Source organism: Burkholderia sp. NFPP32 (assembly GCF_900119325.1).
GTDB lineage: Bacteria > Pseudomonadota > Gammaproteobacteria > Burkholderiales > Burkholderiaceae > Burkholderia > Burkholderia pyrrocinia_C.
Map to the genome: position 1 here is coordinate 1 of NZ_FPJP01000022.1, position 24,544 is coordinate 24,544.

The window sequence follows — 24,544 nt, forward strand, 5'->3', positions numbered from 1 at the left end:
TCACTTCATAAACCTGACTTACTTTAGTGTGAGACTCTTGATACTTTCGCTTTCTGATCCGAAGATCAGCTCGCTTTCATCAAGCGCCCACACTTATCGGCTGTTAATTTTTAAAGAGCATTTCTGCGAGAAACTTCGTGTTTCTCAGCAGCGCTGCGTTTTCAGCAGCAGAGAAGCGAGATTATGAACCGTGTTTCGCAGATCGTCAACAACTTTTTAACCACTTCGTTGCGACTGCGGGGTTCATCTTCCTGCGCCAGCCGTGCGCCCAACCTGCTGCACACCACCGACTTCGCTTCCCCTCTCCCGCGCCGCGTTTCCGTTAGCGCGAAAGAGGCGTGATTCTATGCAGCCCTCGGCAATCGCGCAAGGGGTTTCGCAAAAAATATAAGGCCCCGCACGCTGCCGCGTGCGGGGCCTTATAGAGAAGCAGCGGAACCGTCAGGCCGCGCGCGCCTGGCGCGCGACGATCTCCATATAGTGATCGAGATCCGGCGTCGTTTTTCCTTCTTCCTTCGCGGTATCGTCCCAGCGACGCAAACGCAGCGCGTCCTCCGCAAACGGGCGCTGCAGGAACGCCGCCGTTTCCTCTTCACTGAAGATGCCCCCCTGCAACGCGAGGCTGCGCACCGAGTCCGGCGACAGGCTCTCGAAGTAGCCGGCGTCCGTGCGGCACAGGCAGCGCTTCGCATCGACGTGCAGCCGGATCGGTTCCAGCACCGCGTCGGAAAACAGCGGCCGCAGGAACGGCAGCACGTAATACTGATGCAGATCGTCGATCCCGCGCGCGCTCGGCGTCTCGCCCTGGCGATTCAGCAGGTGCCCGAGGTCGTGCAGAAACGCCGCCGCAACCAGCGCTTCGCCAGCCCCTGCCTCTTCCGCCAGCAATCCGCTTTGCAACGCATGCTCGAGCTGCGTGACCGGTTCACCGCTATAGGCCACATGGCCGTGCTCGCGATACAGCCCGTGGATCTCTTCCACCGTCAATGCCATTCGCTCACTCCCAAGGCAGCGAAAACGTCTTCAGGTTCGTGAAGCTCTTCATCGCCTCCTGAACGCCTTCCTTGTAACCGAGCCCCGAATCCTTGATCCCGCCGAACGGCGACAACTCGATCCGGTATCCGGGCACCTCCCATACATTCACGGTGCCGACGTTCAGCTCGTTTACAAATCGCACGACGGCTGCCGTGCTGTCCGTACAGACCCCCGACGACAGCCCGAACGCCGTTCCATTGCTGATCCGGATCGCGTCGTCGATCGTGTCGAACGCGATGACGGGCGATACGGGGCCGAAGGTCTCCTCGCGCACGATCGTCATCGACGGATCGACGTTGTCGAGGACGGTCGGCGCATACAGCGCGCCGCGCCGCACATTGCCGGTCAGCAGGCGCGCACCCTGCGCAACCGCCTCGTCGACCCGCGCCTCGAACAGCCGCGCCGCCGCCTCGTCGATCACCGTGCCCATTTCGTTCGCGGGATCGAACGGATCGCCGTACTTCCATGCGCGGGTCTTCTCGACGAGCAACTCGGTGAACGCGGGCGCGATGGAGCGCTGCACCAGCATCCGCTTGACGGCCGTGCAACGCTGGCCCGAATTCCGGTACGAACCGAGCACCGCCAGTGATGCCGCGCGTTCGAGATCGGCATCATCGAGAACGATCAGCGGGTCGTTGCCGCCCAGCTCCAGCACGATGCGCCGGTAGCCGGCCCGCGCGACAATCGCCTTGCCGATCGCAACGCCGCCGGTAAACGTGATCAGCGATGCATGCGGATGCGTAACGAGTTCGTCCGCAATCTCGCGCGGGTCGCCGGTCAGCACCTGCAGCATCGGCTCCGGCAGCCCGGCCTCAACCAGCAGATCGGCCAGATAGAACGCCGACAGCGGCACCTTCTCCGACGGCTTCACGATCACGCGGTTGTTGGTCGCGATCGCCGGCGCGATCTTGTGCGCAACCTGGTTCATCGGATGATTGAACGGCGTGATCGCGACGATCACGCCGTCGAGCGGCTGCCGCTGCGAGAACACGCGTCGCGCCTTGCCGTGGGGCGTCAGGTCGCACGAGAAACTTTGCGCGTCGTCGCGCAGCGCCTCGACCGCCGCGAACTTCAGCACGTCGGCAACGCGACCGATCTCGTAGCGGGAATCCTGTTTCGACAGCCCCGATTCGAGCGTGATCAGGTCGGACGCTTCCTCGGTACGCTCGCGCAGCAGCGCGGCCGCACGTTCGAGGATCTGCGAACGCTCGTAGCGCGTAAGCTTCGGCCGGTAGGCCATCGCGTAATCGAACGCGGCGCGCACGTCGTCGACGCTGGCGAGCGGCGCGGTACCGACCCGGGCGCCCGTATAAGGATCGTCGATATCGAAGGTGCGCTCGCGCGTCGCGCGCGTACCGCACCAGCGCAGCGCCTCGGCGCGAAACTCGGGGTGGTCTTGCCGGGGGTGGGCCATCATGTCGCGATCCGGTTCAGCACGAAATCGAACACGTCGAAGCTGCGCGGGCGACGCGCGGGATCGTCCCGCTCGATACGGCGATTGAACAGCAGCGGCACTTCCTGTTCCGACACGCCGCCATGCGAACGTAGCGGCACCGTGAGGCCCGACAGGTCGTGTTCGCGCTCGCGCGTGCCGAGCGTCATGTCGCGACGGCCGATCACGACGAGATCGCCGATCCGGTCGGCCGGCAGCTCGAAGCGTGCGGCGGCTTCCGCGTTGTCGAGCACGAGCTCGACACCGTCGAGGCCGCCGACGCGCCACATCGCCTCGGCCCGGTCGACGCCCGGCGCCAGGTAGATGGTTGCAAACGAACCCAGCGCGCCGTGGTGCACGACATACGGATCGGTAATCGGCAGGATCACGCGCGCGGCCTGCGCGCCGTACCAGCCGTCGAACGCATCCTGCAGATAAATCACGTTCGGGCGGCCGGTCGCGGGATCGTGCTTCGCGTTCATCCCGTGGTCGGCCGTGAGCCCGATCGCCCAGCCGAGCGCGTCGAGCTGCGCGAGATAGCCGTCCATCATCGCGTAGAACGCGTTCGCGCCGGCGCTGCCCGGCTCGCACTTGTGCTGCACGTAGTCGGTGGTCGACAGGTACATCAGGTCGACCTGCCGCGTCTGCGCGAGCCGCACGCCGGCCGCGAACACGAATTCGGACAACGCCGCGCTGTAGACATCCGGCGACGGCAGGCCGACCCAGTCGAGCACGTCGACGATGCCGTTTTCCGCGAGATTCGCCTGCGCGGCCTTCTCGGCGGAAAAGCAGATGCCGTTCAGCTGCCAGCCAAGCAGCCGGCGCAGCTTGTCCTTCGCCGTCACGACGGCCACCCGCGCACCGGCGTCGGACGCCGCCGCGAGCAGCGTACCGGCCCGCAGATAGGCCGGGTCGTTCATCATCACTTCGGCGCCGCGCCCGCCGTCGGCGGTCGCGTCCCAGAAATAGTTGCCGCAGATCCCATGGACCGACGGCGGCACGCCGCAGACGATCGACAGGTTGTTCGGGTTGGTGAAGGTCGGCACGACGCAATCGGCGCGCCACGCCGTGCCTTCCGCGATCATCCGGGAAATGAACGGCGCGACGCCCGCTTCCACCGCACGTTCGAGATAGTCGTACTCGCAGCCGTCGACACAGACGACGACGGTCGGCTCGACCGGCAGCCGGTAGCGCCGGCCGTTGACGTCGACCGAGCGTCCCGCGAGATCCGGCGATGCGCCGGCCGCCGACGCTTCACCGGGATGGCGCAATGCGAACGCGGCGTTCATGATGCTGCCCGCGTGCCGCGCGGCACGCGCGCGGCGATCAGCAGCAGCGCCGCGAGCGACGCGCCGAGCATCAGCAGCGACAACGCCGATGCCGGAAGGTAATAACCACGCTCGACCTGACCGATCACGACGATCGGCACGGTCGCGAAGCCGGGCGGATAAACCGTCAGTGTGGCGCCGAGCTCGCCGAGCGACAGCGCGAAGCCGAGCGCGAGGCTCGCGCGCAGCGCCGGCACGAGCTGCGGCAGCAGCACGCGGCGCAGCACCATCGCGGGTGGCGCACCGAGGCTCGCCGCGGCTTCGCGCAGCACGGTCAGCTCAGGGCGCAGCGCGGCGGCCGCGCAGCGATAGCAGAACGGCAAAATCAGCGCGAGCTGCACGAGCACGACGATCGCCGCCGAGCTCGACAAGTCGACCGGCTTCTGGTGATACGCGATCAGCACCGCGAGCCCGAGCACGACGCTCGGCACGCCGTTCGGCACCATCACGAGCGCGTCGACGACCGCGCCGAGGCCGCGTCGGTCGCGCCCTTCGAGCACAAGCGCAAGCCACAGCCCGAGGATCGTGCCGATCGCCGACACGCCGAAGCCGATTTCGAGGCTCGTCAGCAGCGCATCGTATTCCGGCGAGCCGAGCCGCTCGAACCAGCGCAGGCTGTAGCCGGCCGGCAAGATCGTGCCCGACCATTGCGTCGACACGCTCGACAGCGCGACGACGATGACGGGCAGCACGAACAGCCAGAAGCACGCGAACGCGGCCAGCGCGAGCGCGACGCGCGACGCATGCTTGAGCAGCGCGTCGCTCCAGCCGATCTGGTGGCGCGGCACGGCCTGCCCGATACGGAATTCAGCGGACATCGTCCCCTCCCGTCGCACGCCGGTTCACCCGGCGATAAACCGTATACAGCGCCAGCGACAGCGCGAGCATCACGACCGCGCCGGCCGACGCGGTCGGCAGGTCGAGATCGACGGTCGCGCTGCTGTAGATCGCGACCGGCAGCGTCACGAGCCGCGCGCTGCCGAGCACGAGCAGAATCCCGAATTCATTCAGCGTCAGCAGGAAACACAGTACGGTGCCGGCGGCGATGCCCGGCCATGCGATCGGCAGCACGACGCGGCGCGCGAGCATCCAGCCGGGCGCGCCGAGGCTGCGCGCGGCTTCGATCAGCCGCAGGTCGAGCGTCGCGAACGACGCGAGTGTCGGCCGCACGACGAACGGCGTATAGAACACGGTCTGCGCGAGAATCACGCCGCCGATGCCGAACAGGAAATCGAGCGGCGGATTCTCGAGATGGAACAGGCGCTGCAGCGCGATGCCGATCGACCCTTGCGAGCCGTACAGGAAGATCAGCGTGAACGCGACGAGGAACGACGGAAACGCGACGTACAGTTCCAGGAAGCGCGTGACGAGCGACGCGCCCGGAAACGGCTTGAAGAACAGCAGCGCGGCCAGCAGCACGCCGAGCACCGATGCGGTGCCGGCGCTCGCGAACAGCACGCCGAGCGTCGTCAGCAGCACGTTGCGCGAGTCGGGGTTGCCGAAGAAGGTCCGGTATGCGGCAAAGCTCAGCCCGTGATCGCCCGACACGCTCAGCAGTACGAGCCGCACCAGCGGATAGACGACGAGCGGGCCCAGCACGACGATAGCAAGCGCGGCCAGGTGCAGGTCGCCCATGCGCTTGCGGCGCCGCGCGACGGCAGCGTGCGCGGCGGCCGACGCGAGCACATGCGGCGGCAGGCCGGCCTCAGGGCTCGATAAGGACGACATCGTCTGCCTCGCAATGCAGGGAAACGCGCGCACCGCGCTCGGGAGCCGCGCCGCGGCCGCGTTGCATCGTGACGCGCACGGGTTCGTCGGGCGCCGCGTCGATCACGACCGCGATCGACAGGTCCGCGCCCTGCCATTCGACCGACGACACCGTGCCGTGCAGGCCGCCCGCCGCGAGCGGCATCACGGTCAGGCGCTCGGGGCGCACGCACGCGACCTTGTCGCGCACTTCGTGACGCGGATCGCCGAGCGGGAAAATCACGTGCGGCGGCAGCAGGTTCGCCGGGCCGAGATAGCGCGCGACGTAGCCGTCCTGCGGCGCGTCGTACAGTTGCTGCGGCGTGCCGAGCTGCGCGATGCGACCGTCGCGCAGCAACAGCGCGCGGTCGGACAGCACGAGCGCGTCGTCGCGGTCGTGCGTCACGCAGACGACGGTCAGGTTCGGCAGGCGCTCGTGCAGCGCCTTCAGTTCGCTGCGCACCGATGCGCGCAGGTTGGCGTCGAGCGCCGACAGCGGCTCGTCGAGCAGCAGCACGTCCGGCTCGATCACGAGCGCGCGGGCCAGCGCGACGCGCTGCTGCATTCCGCCCGACAACTGCGCGGGCAGGTGGTGGCCCGCATCGCCGAGCTGCACGAGCTTCAGCGCGTCGGCGACGCGTCGCGTCACTTCCGACGACGCCATCCCGCGCGCGCGCAGCCCGAATGCGACATTCTCGAACACCGACAGGTGCGGGAACAGCGCGTAATTCTGGAACAGCAGACCGAGATTGCGCTTGTGCGGCGGCGCATAGGTCAGGTCGCGTCCGGCAACGGTCAGCGTGCCGGTCAGGCCGTCGGCCTTCACGAACCCGGCGATGAAGCGCAGCAGCGTGGTCTTGCCGCAGCCGCTCTTGCCGAGCACGGTCAGAAATTCGCCGGCGCCGATCGACAGCGACAGATCTTCCAGCACCGTGCGTGCGCCGTAGCGCACGCTCAGGTGCTGGATCTGCACGCCGCCCGGCGCGCCGGACCGCAGCGTCGCGTGCGGTTCGGCGGCGCCGAATGCGCCGGGATGGGTCAGGGTGGTTTCCACCGGGTTCATCCTCTTGCTCGCTGATACAGGCGGTGTGCGCCGATCACTTCGGCTTGACGACGTCGAGCTGCTTGCCCGAGCTGCCGATCACGTCCTTCTTCCAGCGCTCGATCCACACCGGCTTCTTCGCCATCACCTGGGCCCAGTCGACCGGGATCAGCTTCACGCCGGCGATCGCCTTCTTGACCGCTTCGCCGTTCTTGCCTGCCAGCGGCACGTCCGTGCGGCCCGGGATACCGTACATGTCCGGCACCTTCGACTGCACTTCCGTCGACATCAGGTAGTCGATCAGCTTCTTGCCGGCGTCCTGGTTCGGGCCGCTCTTGATCAGGCCGATGCCGTACGGGAGCTGGAACGTGGTCGGCTGGTCGCCGTCCTTCGCGGCCAGGAAGATCGGCTTGACGGACAGCGCGCCGTGTTCGGCATCGTCGAGGTCCATCTGCAGGTCGCCGTTCGCGACGCTGATCTCGTTACGCGACAGCAGCACGTTCAGGTAGCCCGTGCCCTTCGTGTGGAACTTCACGCTCTGCGACAGCTTCGCGAGGTAGTCGAACGCCTTGTCCTCGCCCATCAGCGAGGTCGTCAGGATCAGCACGGCCATCCCGTCGCCGGCCGTGGCCGGGTTCGAGTACGCGACCTTGCCGGCGTAGCTCGGCGACAGCAGGTCGGCGAACGTCTTCGGCTGGTTCTTCACGACGTCCGGGTTGATCGCGAACGAGAAGTAGTTGTTCACGAACGTCGCCCACGTGCCGTCCTCGGCCTTCGCGATCGCCGGCACGTTCTTGTAGTTCACGCTCTGGTACGCCTGCAGCAGGCCCATCTGGCCGGCCTGCTGAATGAACGGCGGCAGCGTGACGATCACGTCGGCCTTCGGGGAATTCTTCTCGATGTTCGCGCGGTTGACGACCTCGCCGCTGCCCGCCGTCACGATGTTGACCTTGACGCCTTCCTTCTTCTCGAAGGCCGGCAGCACATCGCGATAGAGGTTCTCGAGACCGTCCGCCGTATACAGCACGACCGCGTTCGCCGCATGCGCCGGCAGCGCGGCACCTTGCAGCAAACCGGCGGCGCAGGCGGCCAGCGCGAGCTTGCGGAACGCGCCGGCAGCGGCGCGCGAGGAATTCTGCAGTGTCATCTCACTTCTCCGTAGGCGGAACACCAAACGGCCGGGGCATGTCCGGCGCTGTCGGCCAGAGTTAGCGCTTCAGCGCTTACTCTGGCCCCATGCAAAGCTGTCGGCCGGAGTTGGCGCTTCCGCACTTCCTCCGGCTCCATGCAAGGCCTGTTATCTCCGGGCAGGCCGATAAGCGGCCCGCCTCGCCGCCGCGCTGCGGTTGGTTTCGCGCGGCAACCGAAGGATCACAGCGTTCAATGACAAACCCGTGACGAGTGCCACAATTTCCAAAAAATGACACATTTTGCCAATATCATGCACGTCATTCAGAAATGCCGCCCGGCGTTTCGCCCGACCTTTGCTGGAGACAAACCATGCCCGACCCAATCCTGCTCACGCCCGGCCCGCTCACCACATCCGCCACAACCCGCCACGCAATGCAACATGACTGGGGGTCGTGGGACGCCGCTTTCAACCAGTTGACGGCCAGCGTCTGCACGGACCTCGTCGCGATCGCGCGCGGTGGCGACGACTACGTGTGCGTGCCGATGCAGGGCAGCGGCACGTTCTCGGTCGAGGCCGCGCTCGGCACGCTGGTGCCGCGCGACGGCGTCGTGCTCGTGCCCGACAACGGCGCGTATTGCGCGCGCATCCTGAAAATCCTCGGCCGGCTCGGCATCGACGCGATCGCGTTGCCGTTCGGCGAGGACGCGGCCGTCGACGCGGCCGCGGTCGAGGCCGCGTTCGCACGCGAGCCGCGCATCACGCACGTCGCCCTCGTGCACCTGGAGACGAGCGCCGGCATCCTGAACCCGCTGGACGCGATCGCGGCCGCATGCCGGCGACACGGCAAGCGGCTGATCGTCGATGCGATGAGTTCGTTCGGCGCGCTGCCGATCGCGCTGGCGGACAGCGGCATCGATGCGCTGATCTCCGCGAGCGGCAAATGCCTCGAAGGCGTGCCGGGGATGGGTTTCGCGATCGTACGGCGCGACGCGCTCGACGCGAGCGAAGGCAACTCGCGGTCGCTCGCGCTCGATCTTCACGATCAATATGCGTACCTGCGCAAGACGGGCCAATGGCGCTTCACGCCACCGACGCACGTGATCGCCGCGCTGCGCGCCGCGCTCGACCAGTACCTCGCCGAAGGCGGCCAGCCCGCGCGCGGCGCGCGCTACGCGGAGAATTGCCGGACGCTGGTCGAATCGATGCGCGCGCTCGGCTTCGTGCCGTTCCTCGACGCGGGCGTGCAGGCACCCGTGATCGTCACGTTCCACGCGCCCGACCATCCGGCCTACGATTTCCGCCGCTTCTACGACGCGGTGCGCGACGCGGGCTTCATCCTGTATCCGGGCAAGCTCACGCAGCTCGAGACGTTCCGCGTCGGCTGCATCGGCGCGATCGATGCCGACGATATCCGGCGCGCGGTCGCGGCGATCGCGCAAGCAGTCGAATCGCTCGGCATCGCCGTGCAGCGCGCGTAACGCGCCACGCGAGCCGGGATACAAGCCGGCACAACAGCCGGCGCGCAAACAAAAAAGCCCGGCGGCCAACCGGCCGCCGGGCGAACGCAAGAGATGTGCGTGGAGGTGATGCTTACAGCTCGATCCGCTTGATGTCGCCGACGACGAAGATGTACGACAGCGCACCGACCAGCGCGATCACGCCGATGAACACGAGCGCGCCGACGAACGAGCCGGTCGACGCGACGATGAAGCCGACCACCAGCGGCGTGACGATCCCCGCGAGGTTCGCCGCGAAGTTGAAGATGCCGCCCGTCACGCCGAGCAGGCCGTCCGGCGCGATGTCCGACACGAGCGTCCAGCCGAGCGCGGCCATCCCCTGCGCAAAGAACGCGACCGACATGATCGCGATTACGGCCTCGTTGCTCTGCACGTAGTTCGCGAGAATGATCGTCGATGCGAGCAGCAGGCCCGCGATGATCGGCAGCTTGCGTGCGAGGTTCGCGGATTTGCCGCGGCGCAGCAGCCAGTCGGAGAAGATCCCGCCGAACATCACGCCGACCGACGCGGCGATGAACGGCATCACCGCGAAGAAGCCGATCTTCAGCCAGCCCATGTGGCGCTCGGTCGCGAGATAGGTCGGGAACCAGGTCAGGAAGAACACGAGCGTCGAATTGCCGGCGAACTGGCCGAGGCAGATGCCCGCGAGCTGGCGCTTCTTCAGCAACTGGCCGGCCATCGCCCAGCTGAACTTCTTCTGCCCGCCCTTGCCGCCGTTGTCACCGTCCTTGCGTGCAGCGTGCACGAGACCGCCGCCCGCCTCGATATACGCAAGCTCTTCCGAGTTGGCGCCCGGATGGTTGCGCGGCTCGTGATAGAACTTCCACCAGACCAGGCCGAACGCGATGCCGACCGCGCCGACGACCCAGAACAGCGAGCGCCAGCCGAACGCGCCCATCAGCGCGAACAGCACGGGGCTGAAGAACGCGAGGCCGATGTACTCGCCGACGGTATAGGTGCCCGTCGCCATCGCGCGCTCGTTCTGCGGGAACCACGTCGCGACGACGCGGCTGTTGGTCGGGAAGCACGGCGCCTCCGTCACGCCGAGGCCGAGCCGGCATGCGAGCAGCGTCGCGATGCCCGGCACGAAGCCCTGCAGGAACGTGCACAGCGACCACAGCGTCATCGACCAGTAATAGGTGATCTTGCTGCCGAAGCGGTCGAGGAACAGGCCGCCGGGCACCTGCATCGCGACGTACGTCCACGAAAACGCGGAAAACATGATGCCCATCACGGCCGCGTTGATGCCGAGCTCCTTGGTAAGCTGCGGCGCAGCCACCCCCAGCACGGTGCGGTCGAGGTAGTTGATCATCGTGCCGATCGCGAGCAGCGCGAGAATCTTGTAGCGCGCCGAGGTGCGCCGGACCGTGCCGGCCGCCTGCGCCGGCGCGGCACTCGTATGGGTGGTGTGCTGCATGGTCGTCTCCTGGTCTCTCTTTCTATAAGGGGGTCAGCGCGCGACGAGCGACTGAAAGTGATCGAACATCCGCTCGGGGTCGGGCGTGCGTCCGGTGAAGATCTCGAACGCGTCGACGGCCTGGTAGACGGCCATCCCGCCACCTGGCAGCGTGGCGCAACCGGCCGCGCGCGCGGCGCGGATCAGTTCGGTTTCGAGCGGGAAATACACGATGTCGGCCACCCACATGCCCGCGTGGAGCAGCTCGGCCGGCAGCGGCAGGCCCGAGTGCTTGGTCATGCCGGTCGGTGTCGCGTGAATCAGGCCCGTCGCGGCGCGCATCGCGGCCGCGAGATCGTCGCCGGACGGAGCGCCGCCCGACGCAACGCGCGCGGCCGGGAAGCGCTGCTGCAGCTCGCCCGCGAGCGCGGTGGCGCGCGCGCCGTCGACGTCGAAAATCGTCAGTTCGGCCGCGCCCATCTGCAGCGCCGCATGAGCCACGGCCGCGCCCGCGCCGCCCGCACCGAGCTGGACGACGCGTTCGAGCGACGCACCGGGCAGCCCGCGGCGGAACGATTTCGCGAAGCCCGACCAGTCGGTGTTGTGGCCGATCCGCTTGCCGTCCTTGAACAGCACGGTGTTCACTGCGCCGAGCGCGCGGGCATCGTCCGACAGCTCATCGAGGTGTTCGATCACGCGCTGCTTGCACGGGTGCGTAATGTTGAGTCCGTTGTAGCCCATCCGCTGCGCCGCATCGAGCAGTTGCGGCAGCGCGTCGGCGGTCACGCCGAGCACGTCGAGATCGATGCGCCGGTAGACGTAGCCGAAGCCCTGGCGGAATCCTTCTTCCTCGTGCATCGCGGGCGACAGCGAACCGCCGATACCCTGGCCGATCAGGCCGATCAGAAACGACGGGCGGCTCATCGCGCGGCTCCCTGCGCAAACAGCGTCGACAGACGCTGCAGCGCGAACACGTAGCCTTCGGTGCCGCAGCCGCAGATCACGGCTTCGGCGACCGCCGACACATAGGAATGGTGACGGAACGCCTCGCGGCGATGCACGTTCGAGATATGCACTTCGATCACCGGCTTCGCGATCGCCGACAGCGCATCGGCCAATGCCACCGACGTATGCGTATAGGCGGCCGGGTTGATCACGATGCCGTGCGTGTCGTGACGCGCCGCATGCAGCCAGTCGATCAGCTGGTGCTCCGCGTTCGACTGGCGGAAATCGATCTCCAGCCCGAGCCCGTCGGCCGCCGTGCGGCAGCGCTGCTCGACGTCGGCGAGCGTTTCCGCGCCGTAGATATGGGGCTCGCGTGTCCCCAGCAGATTCAGGTTCGGGCCGTTCAGCACCAGCACCTTGTGCTTGCTCATGGTGATTCTGCTCCTAAAACGGGGGCGAATCGCTAGCCGACTTCGCCCCCTGACGTCAAGATTTGGCGCTAGTGTGCGCTTGCGCAAGCGCAATGTCTTTTCGGGTTTTCGCTAATTTGTACCAACTAGTTAGTTTGTATAATCCATGTCACTTACCCAGTAAATTCGGGATATGGCGCGCGCCCGGAACTCAACGACTGGTTCATTCAGGGCCGGTTCGACCGACGCCATGCCCCGCTCATCCGCAGGATTCGCCCATGCAGCGCTCGATCGCCACCGTGTCACTGTCCGGCACGCTCGCCGAGAAGCTCGCCGCCATCCAGGCCGCGGGCTTCGACGGCGTCGAAATCTTCGAAAACGACCTCGTCTACTTCGACGGATCGCCGGCCGACGTCCGGCGCATGGCCGCCGATCTCGGCCTCGACATCGTGCTGTTCCAGCCGTTTCGCGACTTCGAGGGCGTGAGCGCGGCACAGCTCGCACGCAATCTCGATCGCATCAAGCGCAAGTTCGACGTGATGCACGCGCTCGGCACCGACCGCATCCTCGTCTGCAGCAACGTGTCGACCGACACGATCGCGGACGACGGGCTGCTCGTCGACCAGCTCGGCGCGCTCGCCGAAGCCGCCCGGGAGGCCGGCGTGGTCGCCGCGTACGAAGCGCTTGCGTGGGGCCGCGTCGTGAACCGGTACGGCCATGCGTGGAAACTCGTGAACGCCGTGAACAGCCCGCATCTCGGCCTCGCGCTCGACAGCTTCCACACGCTGTCGCTCGACGATTCGCCGGATGCGATCGCCGAGATTCCCGGCGACCGCATCGCATTCGTGCAGATCGCCGATGCGCCGAAACTCGCGATGGACGTGCTCGAATGGAGCCGCCACTACCGCTCGTTCCCGGGCCAGGGCGACTTCGACCTCGCGCGCTTCACCGCGCGCGTGATCGAATCGGGCTACACCGGGCCGCTGTCGCTCGAGATCTTCAACGACGGCTTCCGCGCGGCGCCGACCGCGATCACGGCCGCCGACGGCCATCGCTCGCTGCTCTATCTGGAAGAACTGACGCGCGCGCGGCTTGCGCAGGACGGCCGTGCGCCGGCCGCCGGCCAGCCGCTCTTCGCGCCGCCGGCGCCGCCCGCGCATGTCGGGTTGCAGTTCATCGAATTCGCGGTCGACGCGCAGGCGGCGGCGACCGTCGGCGAATGGCTTGGCAAGATGCGCTTCCGGCTCGCCGGCCGGCATCGCTCGAAGGACGTGACGCTGTTCCAGCACGGCGCCGCGTCGATCGTGCTGAACGCGGAGCGCGACTCGTTCGCCGATGCGTTCTTCCAGCGGCACGGGCTGTCGCTGTGCGCGTCTGCGTTCCGCGTCGACGACGCGAAAGTGGCATTCGAACGCGCGGCCGGCTTCGGCTACGCGCCGTTCTCCGGCCGCGTCGGGCCGAACGAGCGCGTGCTGCCGAGCGTGCAGGCGCCGGACGGCAGCCTCGAGTATTTCGTCGACGAAGCGCCGAACGCGCCGACGCTGTATGAATCGGACTTCGTGCTGACCGACATCGACGGCCCGAGCGAAGTCGGCCCGCTGACGGGCATCGACCATGTGTGCCTCGCGCTGCCGGCCGACGCGCTCGACACGTGGATCCTGTTCTTCAAGACGGCGTTCGGCTTCGAGGCCGAGCGCAGCTGGCTCGTGCCCGATCCGTACGGGCTGATGCGCAGCCGCGCGGTGCGCAGCGCCGACGGCTCGGTGCGGATAGCGCTGAACGCGTCGGTCGACCGTCATACGGCCGTCGCCGAATCGCTCGAGCGCTACCACGGCACCGGGCTGAACCACGTCGCGTTCCGCACCGACGACATCGTGAAGACGATCGCCGCGTTCGCGGCCGACGGCGTGCCGTTCCTGCGCATTCCGCCGAACTACTACGACGATCTCGCCGCGCGCTACGCACTGCCGGACGAGCTGATCGACACGCTGAGCGCGCACCACCTGCTGTACGACCGCGACGAGCACGGCGGCGAATTCCTGCACGCGTATACGGAACTGGTCGACAACCGCTTCTCGCTCGAGATCGTCGAGCGGCGCGGCGGATACGACGGCTACGGCGCGGCGAACGCGGCCGTGCGGCTCGCCGCGCAGGCGCAGCGCAGGAAATAACGGAAGGACGCGAATCGGGAGTCTGGGGCAGGATCACGCCGCAGCCCGCGCCCGACTCAAAGGGCCGCATCGCGCGTGCACCATCGTGGCGAATCGAGCGGCCGAGAACCAGCCCGCGCGGCTGACCGCGGCCGGGCCGGAAGCCGCGCTCCGTATGACGTTACATACGGTAACCCGTACCGCAGCGCAGCATCCCGTCGCCCGCCACCGTTTTAAGAATCGCTTAAGTCTTCGACGGCACCATCCGCAACCAGTACCCGATGGTTATCTCGAAAAGGAGGAAAGCGATGAGCGCCGTAGAAGCACCCGCGGGCCGCCAGGCCGCGCCCCCTGCAAAGAAGACGATGCTGCGCCGCCTGCTCAGTCATCACGAAATCGCGACGCTGCTCGTGCTGCTGCATGCGCCGATCGGAGCGAACGCCAAACCCGAATTGCCTGCGCTGCAGGAAGCCGGCCTCGTCGAGATGATCAAGCTCGACGCCGATACGGCTCCGAGCTTCCGGCTGACCGAAGACGGCACGGCCGTCCTGAAAGGGCTCGGCTACCGCTGAGCCGCCGTTTTCCCCGCTTCCCCGCATCGCCCCGATCCCTGCGACGCGCCGGCCCTTCCGGCGTCTCGCGTCATCCCGCCCGCTCCTGCAGCATCAACCTGTATTCCGTCGGTGTCACGCCGACCGTCGCCTTGAACTGGCGCGTGAACGCGCTGTGATCCGTGTAACCGCATAGCGCCGCGACGTCGGTCACCTTGTCGTGCGTGACGAGCAGCGCGGTGGCCGCATCGAGCCGCGTCTTCAGCAGCACCTGGCGCGGCGTCAGGTGGAACACCTTGTGGAAATAGCGTTCGAGCTGCGCGACCGACATCCCGGCCATCTGCGCGAGATGCTTCAGGTTCAGCGGCTGCACGTAGTGATCCTGGATGTGCTGGACCACGTCGGCGAGCTTGCTGTAGGCCGGATGCGATCCCTCGTGCGCCTTCAGGTCGCGCGAGATGCCCGCGAGGCCGACCACCTTGCCCGCGGCATCGCGCAGCGGCTCCTTGCAGGTCAGGCACCAGCCCGGCTGGCGGCCCGGATACAGGTGCAGCTCGAGCTGGTCCATCAGTTGCTGGCCGGCGTTGATCGTCGCCATGTCCTGCTCGAAATAGCTGCGGCCGAAGCGGCGCGGAAACACTTCGTCGGTCGTCTTGCCGAGCAGGTCGCGCTTGTCCTTGTAGCCGCAGCGCATCGCCAGCGTGCGGTTGACGAGCGCGTAGCGACCGCTCGCATCCTTCACGAAGAACGCGACATCCGGCAACGCATCGAACACTGGTTCGAGCAGGCGGAAGTGCGCGAGCATCGCGCCGAAATCGGCGTTGTCGGGCTGGTAGCGCAACGTGTCGGACAGGCTCATGGGCGGTACGGCAAGCAAGGTCGTCATCCCGGCATCCGCGAAGCGAGTGGCAGATGGCGTCGATTATAGGAGCGCCCCTTCAATCGCGTCGCGCCGATCGCGGGGGCGGGCAAGCTGGCGGCAGTCGTCGCATCGCGCCGCCGATCGGCCGGCATCGGCAAGCGACATACGTTGCGCGCGCAACTACCGCGCTGCGGGTACGGCGGCCGGCCGCGAATCCGCTTGCGCCGCCGCATGCAGTCACGCATGCGCCGATGCCGACCTGCCGCATTGGCGCACCGGCACTGCGCGCCCGGATCCACCATCCTAAAAATGCGGACGTGCAGCGTCTTGGCGCGATTGCGCATTCGACATGACGATTTCGGCATATATCAGGGTTATCGACGATATGCCGATATCGTCGCCGGCCGCGCACCGAACGCGCAAGACGCGCGCATTTTCGCTATCTAGACTTCGCTTCACGGTCACGAGACGACACCGCGCCGCTGCAGCAATCGGCGCGCACGACCCCGCCGCATCACCCGCAGCGCACGCCGATTCCGGCACAGCCCGGGCTGCCCGCGGCGAGTAGACATGGCCTTCGCATCGGCCTGCCGGCCGAACCGTCTCGCCCGGTTTACCGGCGCCGGCCCGCTAGCCGGCGGCGGCCCAACCACGCCATCAAGGGGAAGTGAAAGTGAAGCTGAAGGTATCGTACGTCGCGCTGGCTGCCGCCTGCGCACTGTCGGGCACGCATGCCATCGCCGCCGACGTCGTCAGGATCGGTTTCGCCGCACCGCTGACCGGCCCGCAGTCGAACTACGGCTCGGACATGCAGAAGGGCGTGCAGCTCGCGATCGCCGACTTCAACGCGACGCGCCCGACGATCGGCGGCAAGCCCGTCACGTTCCAGCTCGACTCGCAGGACGACCAGGCCGACCCGCGCACCGGCACGACCGTCGCGCAGCGGCTGATCGACGACAACGTCCGCGGGATCATCGGCCACTTCAACTCGGGCACCAGCATTCCGGCGTCCGACCTGTACGATCGCGCGGGGCTGCCGCAGATCTCGATGGCGACGTCGCCGCAATACACGGCGCGCGGCTACAAGACGACCTACCGGCTGCTGACGAGCGACGCGCAAGCGGGCCGCATCGTCGGCACGTACGCGGTGAAGACGCTGCGCTTCAAGCGCATCGCGATCATCGACGACCGCACGGCCTACGGCCAGGGCATCGCCGACGAATTCGCGAAGGCCGTGGAGGCGGCGGGCGGCACGATCGTCAAGCGCGACTTCACGAACGACAAGGCGCTCGATTTCTCGGCGATCCTGACCAACCTCAAGGGCGTCAATCCCGACGCGGTCTTCTACGGCGGCGGCGACGCGCAATCGTCGCCGATGATCCGCAAGATGCGCCAGCTCGGGATGAAGGCGGCGTTCGTGACGGGCGAGATGTCGCGCTCGCCGACGTTCCTGAAAGTCGGCGGCGAAGCGGCCGAAGGCGCGATCGTCTACATGGGCGGGCTGCCGAAGGAAAAGATGCCGGGCTTCGCCGGCTACGCGGCACGCTACAAGGCGCGCTTCAACGAAGACGTGATCACGTACTCGCCGTACTCGTATGACGGCACGATCGCGCTGCTCACCGCGATGAAGGACGCGAACTCGACCGACCCGAAGGTGTACACGCCGTATCTCGGCAAGGTATCGGTCAAGGGCGTGTCGGCCCCCAGCATCGCGTACGACACGAAGGGCGACCTGAAGGATGCGCCGGTCACGATCTACAAGGTCGAGCACGGCGCGTTCAAGCCGGTCGATACGATCGCCGGCAACTGATACGCGCGACCTGCCCCGCGTGGCGCGGGAAGCGGCTCACCGGCCGCCCGCGCCGCGCACGCTTCGGCTGGACGTTCGAAGCGCTCCTCGGCGCGCACCCGCGCTCGCGCATTTCGCGCTCCTGTAGAATCCCCCCACCCGCTTTGACGCTTCGTCTGCGCCGCGCCCCATCCCGGTGCGGCGGTGCGTGTTTCGTGCCCTATCCGGCACCCGGCACGCCTCGACGACGCAAGCCGCGCCTTGTCAGTCCATGCCGATAGCGGGCCCTGGAGACGCAGCACCGACAACAACATTCGAAAACCGATCGTCCTGACCATGCAAGCTTCCGAATTGAGCGGCGTGCCTCGCGCCGCCGAACGCGCGCTCACGCGCAGCGACTACAAGACCCTTGGCCTCGCCGCACTCGGCGGCGCCCTCGAGTTCTACGACTTCATCATCTTCGTGTTCTTCGCACCGGCGATAGGGCAGCTGTTCTTCCCGCACGACATTCCCGACTGGCTGCGCCAGTTGCAGACGTTCGGCATCTTCGCGGCCGGCTATCTCGCGCGTCCGCTCGGCGGCGTGATCATGGCGCACTTCGGCGACCTGTTCGGCCGCAAGCGGATGTTCACGCTGAGCGTGCTGATGATGTCCGTGCCGACGCTGCTGATGGGCCTGCTGCCGACCTACGACTCGATCGGCATCCTCGCGCCGGTGTTGCTGCTGCTGTTCCGCGTGCTGCAGGGCGCGGCGGTCGGCGGCGAAGTGCCGGGCGCGTGGGTGTTCGTGTCCGAGCATGTGCCGTCGCGCCATATCGGCTATGCCTGCGGCACGCTGACCGCGGGCCTCACGGCCGGCATCCTGCTCGGCTCGCTCGTCGCCGCCGGCATCAACAGCCGTTACTCGAGCGCCGAAGTCGCCGCGTTCGCGTGGCGCATCCCGTTCCTGCTCGGCGGCGTGTTCGGGCTGTTCTCCGTGTACCTGCGCCGCTGGCTGCATGAAACGCCGGTGTTCGCCGAGATGAAGGCGAAAAAGGCGCTCGCGGCCGAGATTCCGCTGAAGGCCGTGCTGCGCGACCACGGCCGTGCGGTGATCGTGTCGATGCTGCTCACGTGGATGCTGTCGGCCGCGATCGTCGTCGTGATCCTGATGACGCCCGCGCTGCTGCAGAAGCAGTTCCACCTGACGCCCGCGACGACGCTGTTCGCGAACAGCGTCGCGACGCTGTGCCTGACGGCCGGCTGCATCACCGCGGGTTCGCTCGCGGGCTGGATCGGCGCGAAGCGCGTGCTCGGCATCGGCGGCCTCGGGCTGGCCGCGTGCTACTACCTGCTGTTCGTGCAGGTCGCGGCGGACGCGTCGACGCTGCCGCTCTACTACGGGATCGCGGGCTTCATGGTCGGCACGATCGGCGCGGTGCCGTTCGTGATGGTCAAGAGCTTCCCGGCCGTCGTGCGCTTCTCGGGCATCTCGTTCTCGTACAACGTCGCGTATGCAATCTTCGGCGGCCTCACGCCGGTGATCGTGTCGCTGATGATGAAGTCGAATCCGCTCGCACCGGTCGTGTACGTCGCGACGATCTGCGTGCTCGGCGCGATCGCCGTGCAGTTCTCGAAGGATGCGAAGGACGTGAAGGACGCGCACTGAACGCGGCGCACGCGCCCGTTCCATGAACAAAGGGCCGAATCCCGCGGCGTGCGGGATTCGGCCCTTTCGTTTTGCTTCAGCGCAACGGCGCGCGTGCGATCAGCGCAGGCCGCCGTACGACGAACTCGGACGGCGCAGGCCGTCGATGCTCGCGCCGCCCGCGCCGGTGACGAACAGCAGCAGGAAACCGCCGGCGATCGAGATGTTCTTCCAGAAGTGGATCACCATCTCATGCTGGACCGCGGCGTCCGTCGCATCCCAGAAATTGTGCCCGACCATCGCGGTCGCTACCGTATAGAACGCCATCAGCAGCGCGAGCGGCTTCACCTTGTAGCCGACGATCAGCAGCAGGCCGCCAAGCCCCTCGATTGCGACGACGATCGGCGCGACGACCTGCGGATACGGCACGTTCAACCCATGCAGGTAACCGACGAAATCGCCGTAGCCGAGCAGCTTCATCACGCCGCCCCACAGGAACAACGCCGCCAGCGCCAGGCGTGCGAAAAAAATGACGCCGGAATCGACGGAACGCGTCATGCCTCTCTCCTCGTATGCAGTTCGGCCGGCCGCACGGGGCGCGCCCGTGAAGCTCGGGGGCCGCACGGCCCTGCTGGGCCTGCGGCAAATGGGCCAGCATAGAGGGTCTTTCGGCCGTGTCCAAGAAAAAGGTTGTAGCAAATCTTTACACGGCAGCGGTCGCGCGGCCCGCTTGCGGCGGCACGACAAAAGCGTTTAGCCCGCGTCGCTCAACAGCACGCCTTTCTTGAAGATGAAGCAGCCGTAACCGCGCAGTTCGCCGGTGACGATCACCGCATACGCCTGCTGCGCGCGCTCGTAGAACGCGAAACGCTCGACGCCAGTGAGCGGCACCGCACGCCCTTCCGCGCGGTCGATCTCCGCCTGCACCTCGCGCTGCACGGGCGGCACCGCAGCCGCGTCGCCGACGACTTCCATCCGCCATGCGGGTGTGTCGACGAACGTATCGAGCGGCAGCACGGACAGCACCGCACGCGCGACGCGTGCCGAATCGGCGCCGTCGATCCGCAGCGCGCGGCCGACCACCGTGTGCTCCGCGACGGATTCCGCCGGAAAATTCGCGTCGCAGATCGCAATTTCGTCACCGTGGCCCATCGCGCGCAGCGTGTGCAGGATGTCGGCGTGCAGCAGCGGGTCGAGATTCTTCAACATGTCGGCTTGTCTCCAGGATCAGGAATGAACGCATAAATTACCCGATCCCTGTCGCCGCCGGGCAGGTATCGCTCGCTTCACGACGCCGCGACGGGCATTTCGTCGATGAAACCCGTGACCGATGCGAGACGGCCCGACGCATCGACGGCGCCGAAGTCCGAGCCCTTCACGATCGCCGCGCCGTCGGGCGACACGAGCGCCCACGAGAACCGCAGATGCTGGCCGAACGCGTCGACGTCGGTCGTGCGGCGGAAGCGGTATGCGGGGAAACGCGCCTGCACGGCCGCGATCATCGTGTCGATGCCCGCGTGGCCGTCGCCGGCCATCAGCGGATCGCGATAGGTCGCATCGCTCGCGTAGGTCGCATCGATCAGAGCGCGGCGGCGCGCGACGTCGGGTTCGTTCCATGCGTCGAAGTAGCGGTCGATCAGGTCGGCGTGAGCGGACCGTGCGGATTGGGCGGTGTTCATGGCGAGGCTCCTTGTGTCGGTGAGGGAACGGTGTCGCGAACGTTTCGTGTCCGCGTGCCGCTATCGTCGCCGGCCTCGCGCGGGCGGTCGATTACGTGCGAGGTAAGGAATTCGTGCCGGCCGCGTACGACATGCATGCGCCGCATCGCGAGCCCGCCGCCACTGCAAAAACGGGCGCCCGAAAGCGCCCGCATCGTCTGCCGTCACCACCGCGCGCGTCAGGTCACCGGCGCCGGATTGAACAGCGTCAGCGCATTCGCGAGCTTCCATTGCTCGGCCCACGTGCGGCGCTTGCCGCTCGCGACGTCGAGCATCAGCCGGAACAGTTCCCAGCCCACGTCCTCGATCGTGGCCGCGCCGGTCGCGATCTGCCCGGCGTCGAGATCCATCAGGTCGTGCCAGCGGCGCGCGAGATCGCTGCGCGTCGCGACCTTGATCACCGGCACCTGCGCGAGGCCGTACGGCGTGCCGCGGCCGGTCGTGAAGACGTGCAGGTTCATCCCCGCCGCGAGCTGCAGCGTGCCGCAGATGAAGTCGCTCGCAGGCGTCGCAGCGTACAGCAGCCCCTTCTGCCGCGCGCGATCGCCGGGGCGCACGACGCCGGCGATCGGCGCGCTGCCCGATTTCACGATCGAACCCATCGCCTTCTCGACGATGTTCGACAGGCCGCCCTTCTTGTTGCCGGGCGTCGTGTTCGCGCTGCGGTCGACGCGGCCGCGCTGCAGGTAGCGGTCGTACCAGTCCATTTCGCGGATGATCTCGCGTGCAATATCCTCGTTCGCTGCGCGCGACGTGAGCTGCGCGACGCCGTCGCGCACTTCCGTCACCTCGGAGAACATGATCGTCGCGCCCGCGCGCACTAGCAGGTCGGCCGCGAAGCCGACGGCCGGGTTCGCGGTGAGCCCCGAGAACGCATCGCTGCCGCCGCACTGCACGCCGACGACGAGATCCGATGCGGGGCACGTCTCGCGGCGGCGGCGGTTCAGCCGCTCGAGATGCGATTCGGCCATCGTCACGATCGAGTCGATCATCGAGTTGAAGCCGACGTGCGCGGCGTCCTGCAGGCACACGACACCGCCGTTGTCGGTCGCGCCGTCGGCGGCCACCGGAATCGTGCCGGGCGGCAGCAGGCGCTCGGGCTGCAACTTCTCGCAGCCGAGGCTCACGGTCATCACCTCGCCGCCGAAGTTCGGGTTCAGGCTGATGTTGCGCAGCGTGCGGATCGGGATGTCGGCGTCGGGCGCATCGATCGCGACGCCGCAACCGTACGTGTGCTCGAGCCCGACCACGTCGTCGACGTTCGGGTAGCGCGGCAGCAGCTCGGCCTTGATCCGCTTCACCGCATGCTCGACGACGCCCGACACGCACTGCACGGTCGTCGTGATCGCGAGGATGTTGCGCGTGCCGACCGAGCCGTCGGCATTGCGGAAGCCCTCGAACGTATAGCCTTCGAGCGGCGCCAGCGGCGGCACGGCACGCGTCGCGAGCGGCAGGTCGTCGAGCCCCGGCGGCTCGGGCATGCGCATCGTGCGCTCGTTGACCCAGCTGCCGCGCCGCAGGTCGGTCAGCGCATAGCCGATCACCACGTTGTAGCGGACGATCGGGTCGCCGGCCGCGAGGTCGGCCAACGCGACCTTGTGCCCCTGCGGCACGCCTTCGCGCAGCGTCAGCCCGTCGGCGAACGTCGCGCCTTCGCGCAGGCCGCCGTCGTTGACGACGATCGCGACGTTGTCGTCCGGATGCACGCGGATGTAGAGAGGAGAAGCAGTCATCGGAATTTCCTGGAGGCGACCGGTCATATCGTTAGTCATCATACGACACTCGGCCTCAATCGGGGATTCTGCGTAAACCCTTATCCGGAAAGACCCTACTATCGAGCAGCCAGCAAACCGCTTGCGCCACCCTTTCCCTCGTTGTACGATGACATACAACGACATCGCCAATGTGGCTCGTATGCCGTTCCCGACGAACCCAGCACTCGCGCTAGACGGACGACCCAACCATGACTTCACCGCAAGAACTCAAACAAATCATTTCCCACGGCCTGCTGTCGTTTCCGCTGACCGACTTCGACGCCGACGGCAACTTCCGCCCGACCACCTATGCCGAGCGCCTCGAATGGCTGGCGCCGTATGGTGCGAGCGCGCTGTTCGCGGCCGGCGGCACCGGTGAATTCTTCTCGCTCACGCAGCGCGAGTATTCGGACGTGATCCGCGTCGCGACGGAAACCTGCAAGGGCAAGGTGCCGATCCTCGCCGGCGCGGGCGGCGCGACGCGCGTCGCGATCGAATATGCACAGGAAGCCGAGCGCCTCGGTGCGAGCGGCGTGCTGCTGATGCCGCATTACCTGACCGAAGCGAGCCAGGAAGGGATCGCCGACCACGTCGAACAGGTGTGCCGCGCGCTGAAGATCGGCGTCGTGGTGTACAACCGCGCGAATTCGAAGCTGAACGCCGACATGCTCGAGCGCCTTGCCGACCGTTGCCCGAACCTGATCGGCTTCAAGGACGGCGTCGGCGAAATCGAAAGCATGGTCACGATCCGCCGCCGCCTCGGCGACCGGTTCGCGTACCTCGGCGGCCTGCCGACGGCCGAAGTCTATGCCGCCGCGTACAAGGCGCTCGGCGTGCCGGTGTACTCGTCGGCCGTGTTCAACTTCATCCCGAAGACGGCGATGGAATTCTACGAAGCGATCGCGAAGGACGACCATGCGACGGTCGGCCGCCTGATCGACGATTTCTTCCTGCCGTACCTGAAGATCCGCAATCGCCGCGCGGGTTATGCGGTCAGCATCGTGAAGGCGGGCGCGAAGCTCGTCGGCCACGACGCGGGCCCCGTGCGCGCGCCGCTCGTCGACCTCACCGACGAAGAGGCGGCGGAGCTCGACGTGCTGATCAGGAAGATGGGCCCGCAGTAAGCGGGGGTGGCCGGCGCGGCGCCTGCATCGGCGCCGCGGCCGGCTCGCCGTTACGCAGTGCGCAACGTTTTTGTGTCGCGGCCGGTTTGTATCTGCCGCGGTCGTTTGTATCGGTAATCGTGCACGCTTCCGCCGCGATGCGTGCGGCGTCGCAGCGCTCCGCCCGACGCCACCCGCTTCGCGGGCCGGCCGCCTCCGTCACATCTGCGCGATGATCCCGACGATCCGGTAGCGCACGTTCCCCAGCTTGACCCGCGTTGCCTCGATCTGGTCCTGCGCGCCCGTACGCGCACGCGCCTTCGATTCGCCGTCGAGGATCTGCCCGAGCACATCGCGATCGACGACCGCGTCGAAGAACCGGCCGACCGTGATCGTCGCCGACTGCTTCGCGGTCGCGAGCTGGCTGTTCGCCTGCGTCAACGCTTCGGCGCGCAGGCCCTGGTCGCGTTCGTCGATGCTGCGCCGGTATTGGAGCGCGAACACGAGCGCTTCCATGTCCTGCCGGAAACGTCGGACGGCCTGCCCGAACATGAGCGAATGCGCGTCGGCGCCCGTGACGAGCCGCCCCTGGTTGATCGTCAGGTCGAATTCGCTGCCGCCCAGGTCCCGCTGGAATTCCAGCAGCGCGTTCGCGAGCACGCGCCCTTCGCTGTATTGGCCGATCTGGGTGCGCACGGATTTCGCGACGTCGCCGATCGCTTTCCACAATCCGGCCGCGAACAGGTGATCGCCACGCTTGTTGATGTTCATCGGAGGGTTCCCTCGTTGTCTTTTGTCGGTCTCTCAGGCTCGCCCACGGACCGTGCGGCCCGGGGCTTCGCTACTGTAGGAGAAATTCGGGCGACGCGGAAGACGGCAAGATCGACGACAGCCTGGCCCCCGGTGCCGCCGCTCACCCCGCCCGACCCACCGTGCTGCACCAACATGCCCCCGGTCATCTCCCCCTCAGCGCGAGGCATCACAATCGACATCAATCGGTGACATAAT

At 67.1% G+C, this 24,544-nt stretch carries 23 protein-coding genes; 7 read left to right on the top strand and 16 right to left on the bottom strand.

What is annotated here, in order from left to right:
- A partial coding sequence (locus BT264_RS39655; RefSeq protein ID WP_218173359.1) for a hypothetical protein occupies positions 1-187 on the top strand: 187 nt, incomplete at its 5' end.
- Between the two features lie 254 nt (positions 188-441).
- On the opposite strand, the gene BT264_RS29450 is transcribed toward BT264_RS39655, so the two are convergent.
- From BT264_RS29450 to phnS, 7 genes are read right to left on the bottom strand one after another with little or no spacing between them, the layout of a single operon-like run.
- Positions 442-993 carry a phosphonate degradation HD-domain oxygenase gene (locus tag BT264_RS29450; protein ID WP_072444642.1) on the bottom strand — a complete coding sequence of 184 codons (552 nt, stop codon included), beginning with the start codon at positions 991-993 and terminating at the stop codon, positions 442-444.
- Between the two features lie 4 nt (positions 994-997).
- Positions 998-2,452 carry a phosphonoacetaldehyde dehydrogenase gene (gene phnY, locus BT264_RS29455; RefSeq protein WP_072444641.1) on the bottom strand — a complete coding sequence of 485 codons (1,455 nt, stop codon included), beginning with the start codon at positions 2,450-2,452 and terminating at the stop codon, positions 998-1,000.
- Positions 2,449-3,756: a phosphonoacetate hydrolase gene (gene phnA / locus BT264_RS29460; RefSeq protein ID WP_072444639.1), complete on the bottom strand. Its 1,308-nt coding sequence runs from the start codon at positions 3,754-3,756 to the stop codon at positions 2,449-2,451. Before phnA ends, phnY begins: the two co-directional genes overlap by 4 nt.
- Complete coding sequence (phnV, locus tag BT264_RS29465; protein WP_072444637.1) at positions 3,753-4,613, bottom strand: 2-aminoethylphosphonate ABC transport system, membrane component PhnV; 861 nt, start codon at positions 4,611-4,613, stop codon at positions 3,753-3,755. The genes phnA and phnV overlap by 4 nt, the downstream gene beginning before the upstream one ends.
- On the bottom strand, positions 4,603-5,523 hold the full coding sequence (gene phnU, locus BT264_RS29470) for a 2-aminoethylphosphonate ABC transporter permease subunit (RefSeq protein ID WP_072444635.1): 921 nt from the start codon (positions 5,521-5,523) through the stop codon (positions 4,603-4,605). Before phnU ends, phnV begins: the two co-directional genes overlap by 11 nt.
- Positions 5,501-6,604, bottom strand: a complete 1,104-nt coding sequence (gene phnT, locus BT264_RS29475) for a 2-aminoethylphosphonate ABC transport system ATP-binding subunit PhnT (RefSeq protein ID WP_072444633.1) — start codon at positions 6,602-6,604, stop codon at positions 5,501-5,503. The genes phnU and phnT overlap by 23 nt, the downstream gene beginning before the upstream one ends.
- Positions 6,605-6,638: 34 nt before the next feature.
- Complete coding sequence (gene phnS / locus BT264_RS29480) at positions 6,639-7,730, bottom strand: 2-aminoethylphosphonate ABC transporter substrate-binding protein (protein WP_034181787.1); 1,092 nt, start codon at positions 7,728-7,730, stop codon at positions 6,639-6,641.
- A gap of 353 nt (positions 7,731-8,083) precedes the next feature.
- Between phnS and BT264_RS29485 the strand changes: the two genes are divergently transcribed.
- Positions 8,084-9,193 carry a 2-aminoethylphosphonate--pyruvate transaminase gene (locus BT264_RS29485; RefSeq protein WP_072444631.1) on the top strand — a complete coding sequence of 370 codons (1,110 nt, stop codon included), beginning with the start codon at positions 8,084-8,086 and terminating at the stop codon, positions 9,191-9,193.
- Between the two features lie 112 nt (positions 9,194-9,305).
- On the opposite strand, the gene BT264_RS29490 is transcribed toward BT264_RS29485, so the two are convergent.
- Genes BT264_RS29490 through aroQ form a run of 3 tightly spaced genes read right to left on the bottom strand, consistent with a single transcriptional unit; the run spans position 9,306 to position 12,004 of the window.
- On the bottom strand, positions 9,306-10,649 hold the full coding sequence (locus BT264_RS29490) for an MFS transporter (protein WP_072444629.1): 1,344 nt from the start codon (positions 10,647-10,649) through the stop codon (positions 9,306-9,308).
- Positions 10,650-10,682: 33 nt separating this feature from the next.
- Positions 10,683-11,552, bottom strand: coding sequence for a shikimate dehydrogenase (locus tag BT264_RS29495; protein WP_072444627.1), 870 nt, complete (start codon positions 11,550-11,552; stop codon positions 10,683-10,685).
- Positions 11,549-12,004 (bottom strand): type II 3-dehydroquinate dehydratase, encoded by a 456-nt coding sequence (aroQ, locus tag BT264_RS29500; protein WP_072444625.1) that lies wholly within the window; start codon positions 12,002-12,004, stop codon positions 11,549-11,551. Before aroQ ends, BT264_RS29495 begins: the two co-directional genes overlap by 4 nt.
- 257 nt (positions 12,005-12,261) lie before the next feature.
- On the opposite strand from aroQ, the gene BT264_RS29505 reads away from it, so the two are divergent.
- The gene (locus BT264_RS29505) at positions 12,262-14,154 is read left to right on the top strand and encodes a bifunctional sugar phosphate isomerase/epimerase/4-hydroxyphenylpyruvate dioxygenase family protein (RefSeq protein WP_072444623.1); all 1,893 of its coding nucleotides are present in this window, start codon (positions 12,262-12,264) and stop codon (positions 14,152-14,154) included.
- Between the two features lie 287 nt (positions 14,155-14,441).
- On the top strand, positions 14,442-14,705 hold the full coding sequence (locus BT264_RS29510) for a hypothetical protein (RefSeq protein WP_072444620.1): 264 nt from the start codon (positions 14,442-14,444) through the stop codon (positions 14,703-14,705).
- Between the two features lie 70 nt (positions 14,706-14,775).
- On the opposite strand, the gene BT264_RS29515 is transcribed toward BT264_RS29510, so the two are convergent.
- Positions 14,776-15,570, bottom strand: a complete 795-nt coding sequence (locus BT264_RS29515; RefSeq protein WP_034181780.1) for an AraC family transcriptional regulator — start codon at positions 15,568-15,570, stop codon at positions 14,776-14,778.
- A gap of 649 nt (positions 15,571-16,219) precedes the next feature.
- On the opposite strand from BT264_RS29515, the gene BT264_RS29530 reads away from it, so the two are divergent.
- Positions 16,220-17,356, top strand: a complete 1,137-nt coding sequence (locus BT264_RS29530) for a branched-chain amino acid ABC transporter substrate-binding protein (protein WP_083534239.1) — start codon at positions 16,220-16,222, stop codon at positions 17,354-17,356.
- A gap of 315 nt (positions 17,357-17,671) precedes the next feature.
- A complete protein-coding gene (locus tag BT264_RS29535) occupies positions 17,672-18,982 on the top strand; it encodes an MFS transporter (RefSeq protein ID WP_110281412.1) in 1,311 nt (436 codons plus the stop codon).
- A gap of 99 nt (positions 18,983-19,081) precedes the next feature.
- Here the strand turns inward: BT264_RS29535 and BT264_RS29540 are convergent, their stop codons facing one another.
- The 4 genes from BT264_RS29540 to garD form a co-directional block, all read right to left on the bottom strand.
- Complete coding sequence (locus BT264_RS29540; RefSeq protein ID WP_072444614.1) at positions 19,082-19,519, bottom strand: DoxX family protein; 438 nt, start codon at positions 19,517-19,519, stop codon at positions 19,082-19,084.
- Between the two features lie 195 nt (positions 19,520-19,714).
- Positions 19,715-20,170, bottom strand: coding sequence for an RbsD/FucU family protein (locus BT264_RS29545; protein WP_072444612.1), 456 nt, complete (start codon positions 20,168-20,170; stop codon positions 19,715-19,717).
- 77 nt (positions 20,171-20,247) lie between these two features.
- Complete coding sequence (locus tag BT264_RS29550; RefSeq protein ID WP_072444610.1) at positions 20,248-20,640, bottom strand: nuclear transport factor 2 family protein; 393 nt, start codon at positions 20,638-20,640, stop codon at positions 20,248-20,250.
- A gap of 218 nt (positions 20,641-20,858) precedes the next feature.
- Positions 20,859-22,412: a galactarate dehydratase gene (gene garD / locus BT264_RS29555; RefSeq protein ID WP_072444649.1), complete on the bottom strand. Its 1,554-nt coding sequence runs from the start codon at positions 22,410-22,412 to the stop codon at positions 20,859-20,861.
- Between the two features lie 230 nt (positions 22,413-22,642).
- Here garD and kdgD point away from each other — a divergent pair, with 230 nt between their 5' ends.
- Complete coding sequence (gene kdgD / locus BT264_RS29560; protein WP_034181775.1) at positions 22,643-23,557, top strand: 5-dehydro-4-deoxyglucarate dehydratase; 915 nt, start codon at positions 22,643-22,645, stop codon at positions 23,555-23,557.
- Between the two features lie 198 nt (positions 23,558-23,755).
- On the opposite strand, the gene BT264_RS29565 is transcribed toward kdgD, so the two are convergent.
- On the bottom strand, positions 23,756-24,307 hold the full coding sequence (locus BT264_RS29565) for a hypothetical protein (protein WP_034181774.1): 552 nt from the start codon (positions 24,305-24,307) through the stop codon (positions 23,756-23,758).
- Positions 24,308-24,544: the final 237 nt, after the last annotated feature.

Bases quoted from the DNA above. Each gene is read 5' to 3' on its own strand.
- BT264_RS29450 (WP_072444642.1), bottom strand. From the start codon at position 993: ATGGCATTGACGGTGGAAGAGATCCACGGGCTGTATCGCGAGCACGGC.
- kdgD (WP_034181775.1), top strand. From the start codon at position 22,643: ATGACTTCACCGCAAGAACTCAAACAAATCATTTCCCACGGCCTGCTG.
- phnS (WP_034181787.1), bottom strand. From the start codon at position 7,730: ATGACACTGCAGAATTCCTCGCGCGCCGCTGCCGGCGCGTTCCGCAAG.
- BT264_RS29485 (WP_072444631.1), top strand. From the start codon at position 8,084: ATGCCCGACCCAATCCTGCTCACGCCCGGCCCGCTCACCACATCCGCC.
- BT264_RS29550 (WP_072444610.1), bottom strand. From the start codon at position 20,640: ATGAACACCGCCCAATCCGCACGGTCCGCTCACGCCGACCTGATCGAC.
- phnV (WP_072444637.1), bottom strand. From the start codon at position 4,613: ATGTCCGCTGAATTCCGTATCGGGCAGGCCGTGCCGCGCCACCAGATC.
- phnT (WP_072444633.1), bottom strand. From the start codon at position 6,604: ATGAACCCGGTGGAAACCACCCTGACCCATCCCGGCGCATTCGGCGCC.
- BT264_RS29565 (WP_034181774.1), bottom strand. From the start codon at position 24,307: ATGAACATCAACAAGCGTGGCGATCACCTGTTCGCGGCCGGATTGTGG.
- BT264_RS29545 (WP_072444612.1), bottom strand. From the start codon at position 20,170: ATGTTGAAGAATCTCGACCCGCTGCTGCACGCCGACATCCTGCACACG.
- BT264_RS29515 (WP_034181780.1), bottom strand. From the start codon at position 15,570: ATGACGACCTTGCTTGCCGTACCGCCCATGAGCCTGTCCGACACGTTG.
- BT264_RS29535 (WP_110281412.1), top strand. From the start codon at position 17,672: ATGCAAGCTTCCGAATTGAGCGGCGTGCCTCGCGCCGCCGAACGCGCG.
- BT264_RS29505 (WP_072444623.1), top strand. From the start codon at position 12,262: ATGCAGCGCTCGATCGCCACCGTGTCACTGTCCGGCACGCTCGCCGAG.
- aroQ (WP_072444625.1), bottom strand. From the start codon at position 12,004: ATGAGCAAGCACAAGGTGCTGGTGCTGAACGGCCCGAACCTGAATCTG.
- garD (WP_072444649.1), bottom strand. From the start codon at position 22,412: ATGACTGCTTCTCCTCTCTACATCCGCGTGCATCCGGACGACAACGTC.
- phnY (WP_072444641.1), bottom strand. From the start codon at position 2,452: ATGATGGCCCACCCCCGGCAAGACCACCCCGAGTTTCGCGCCGAGGCG.
- BT264_RS29495 (WP_072444627.1), bottom strand. From the start codon at position 11,552: ATGAGCCGCCCGTCGTTTCTGATCGGCCTGATCGGCCAGGGTATCGGC.
- BT264_RS29540 (WP_072444614.1), bottom strand. From the start codon at position 19,519: ATGACGCGTTCCGTCGATTCCGGCGTCATTTTTTTCGCACGCCTGGCG.
- BT264_RS29490 (WP_072444629.1), bottom strand. From the start codon at position 10,649: ATGCAGCACACCACCCATACGAGTGCCGCGCCGGCGCAGGCGGCCGGC.
- phnU (WP_072444635.1), bottom strand. From the start codon at position 5,523: ATGTCGTCCTTATCGAGCCCTGAGGCCGGCCTGCCGCCGCATGTGCTC.
- BT264_RS29510 (WP_072444620.1), top strand. From the start codon at position 14,442: ATGAGCGCCGTAGAAGCACCCGCGGGCCGCCAGGCCGCGCCCCCTGCA.
- phnA (WP_072444639.1), bottom strand. From the start codon at position 3,756: ATGAACGCCGCGTTCGCATTGCGCCATCCCGGTGAAGCGTCGGCGGCC.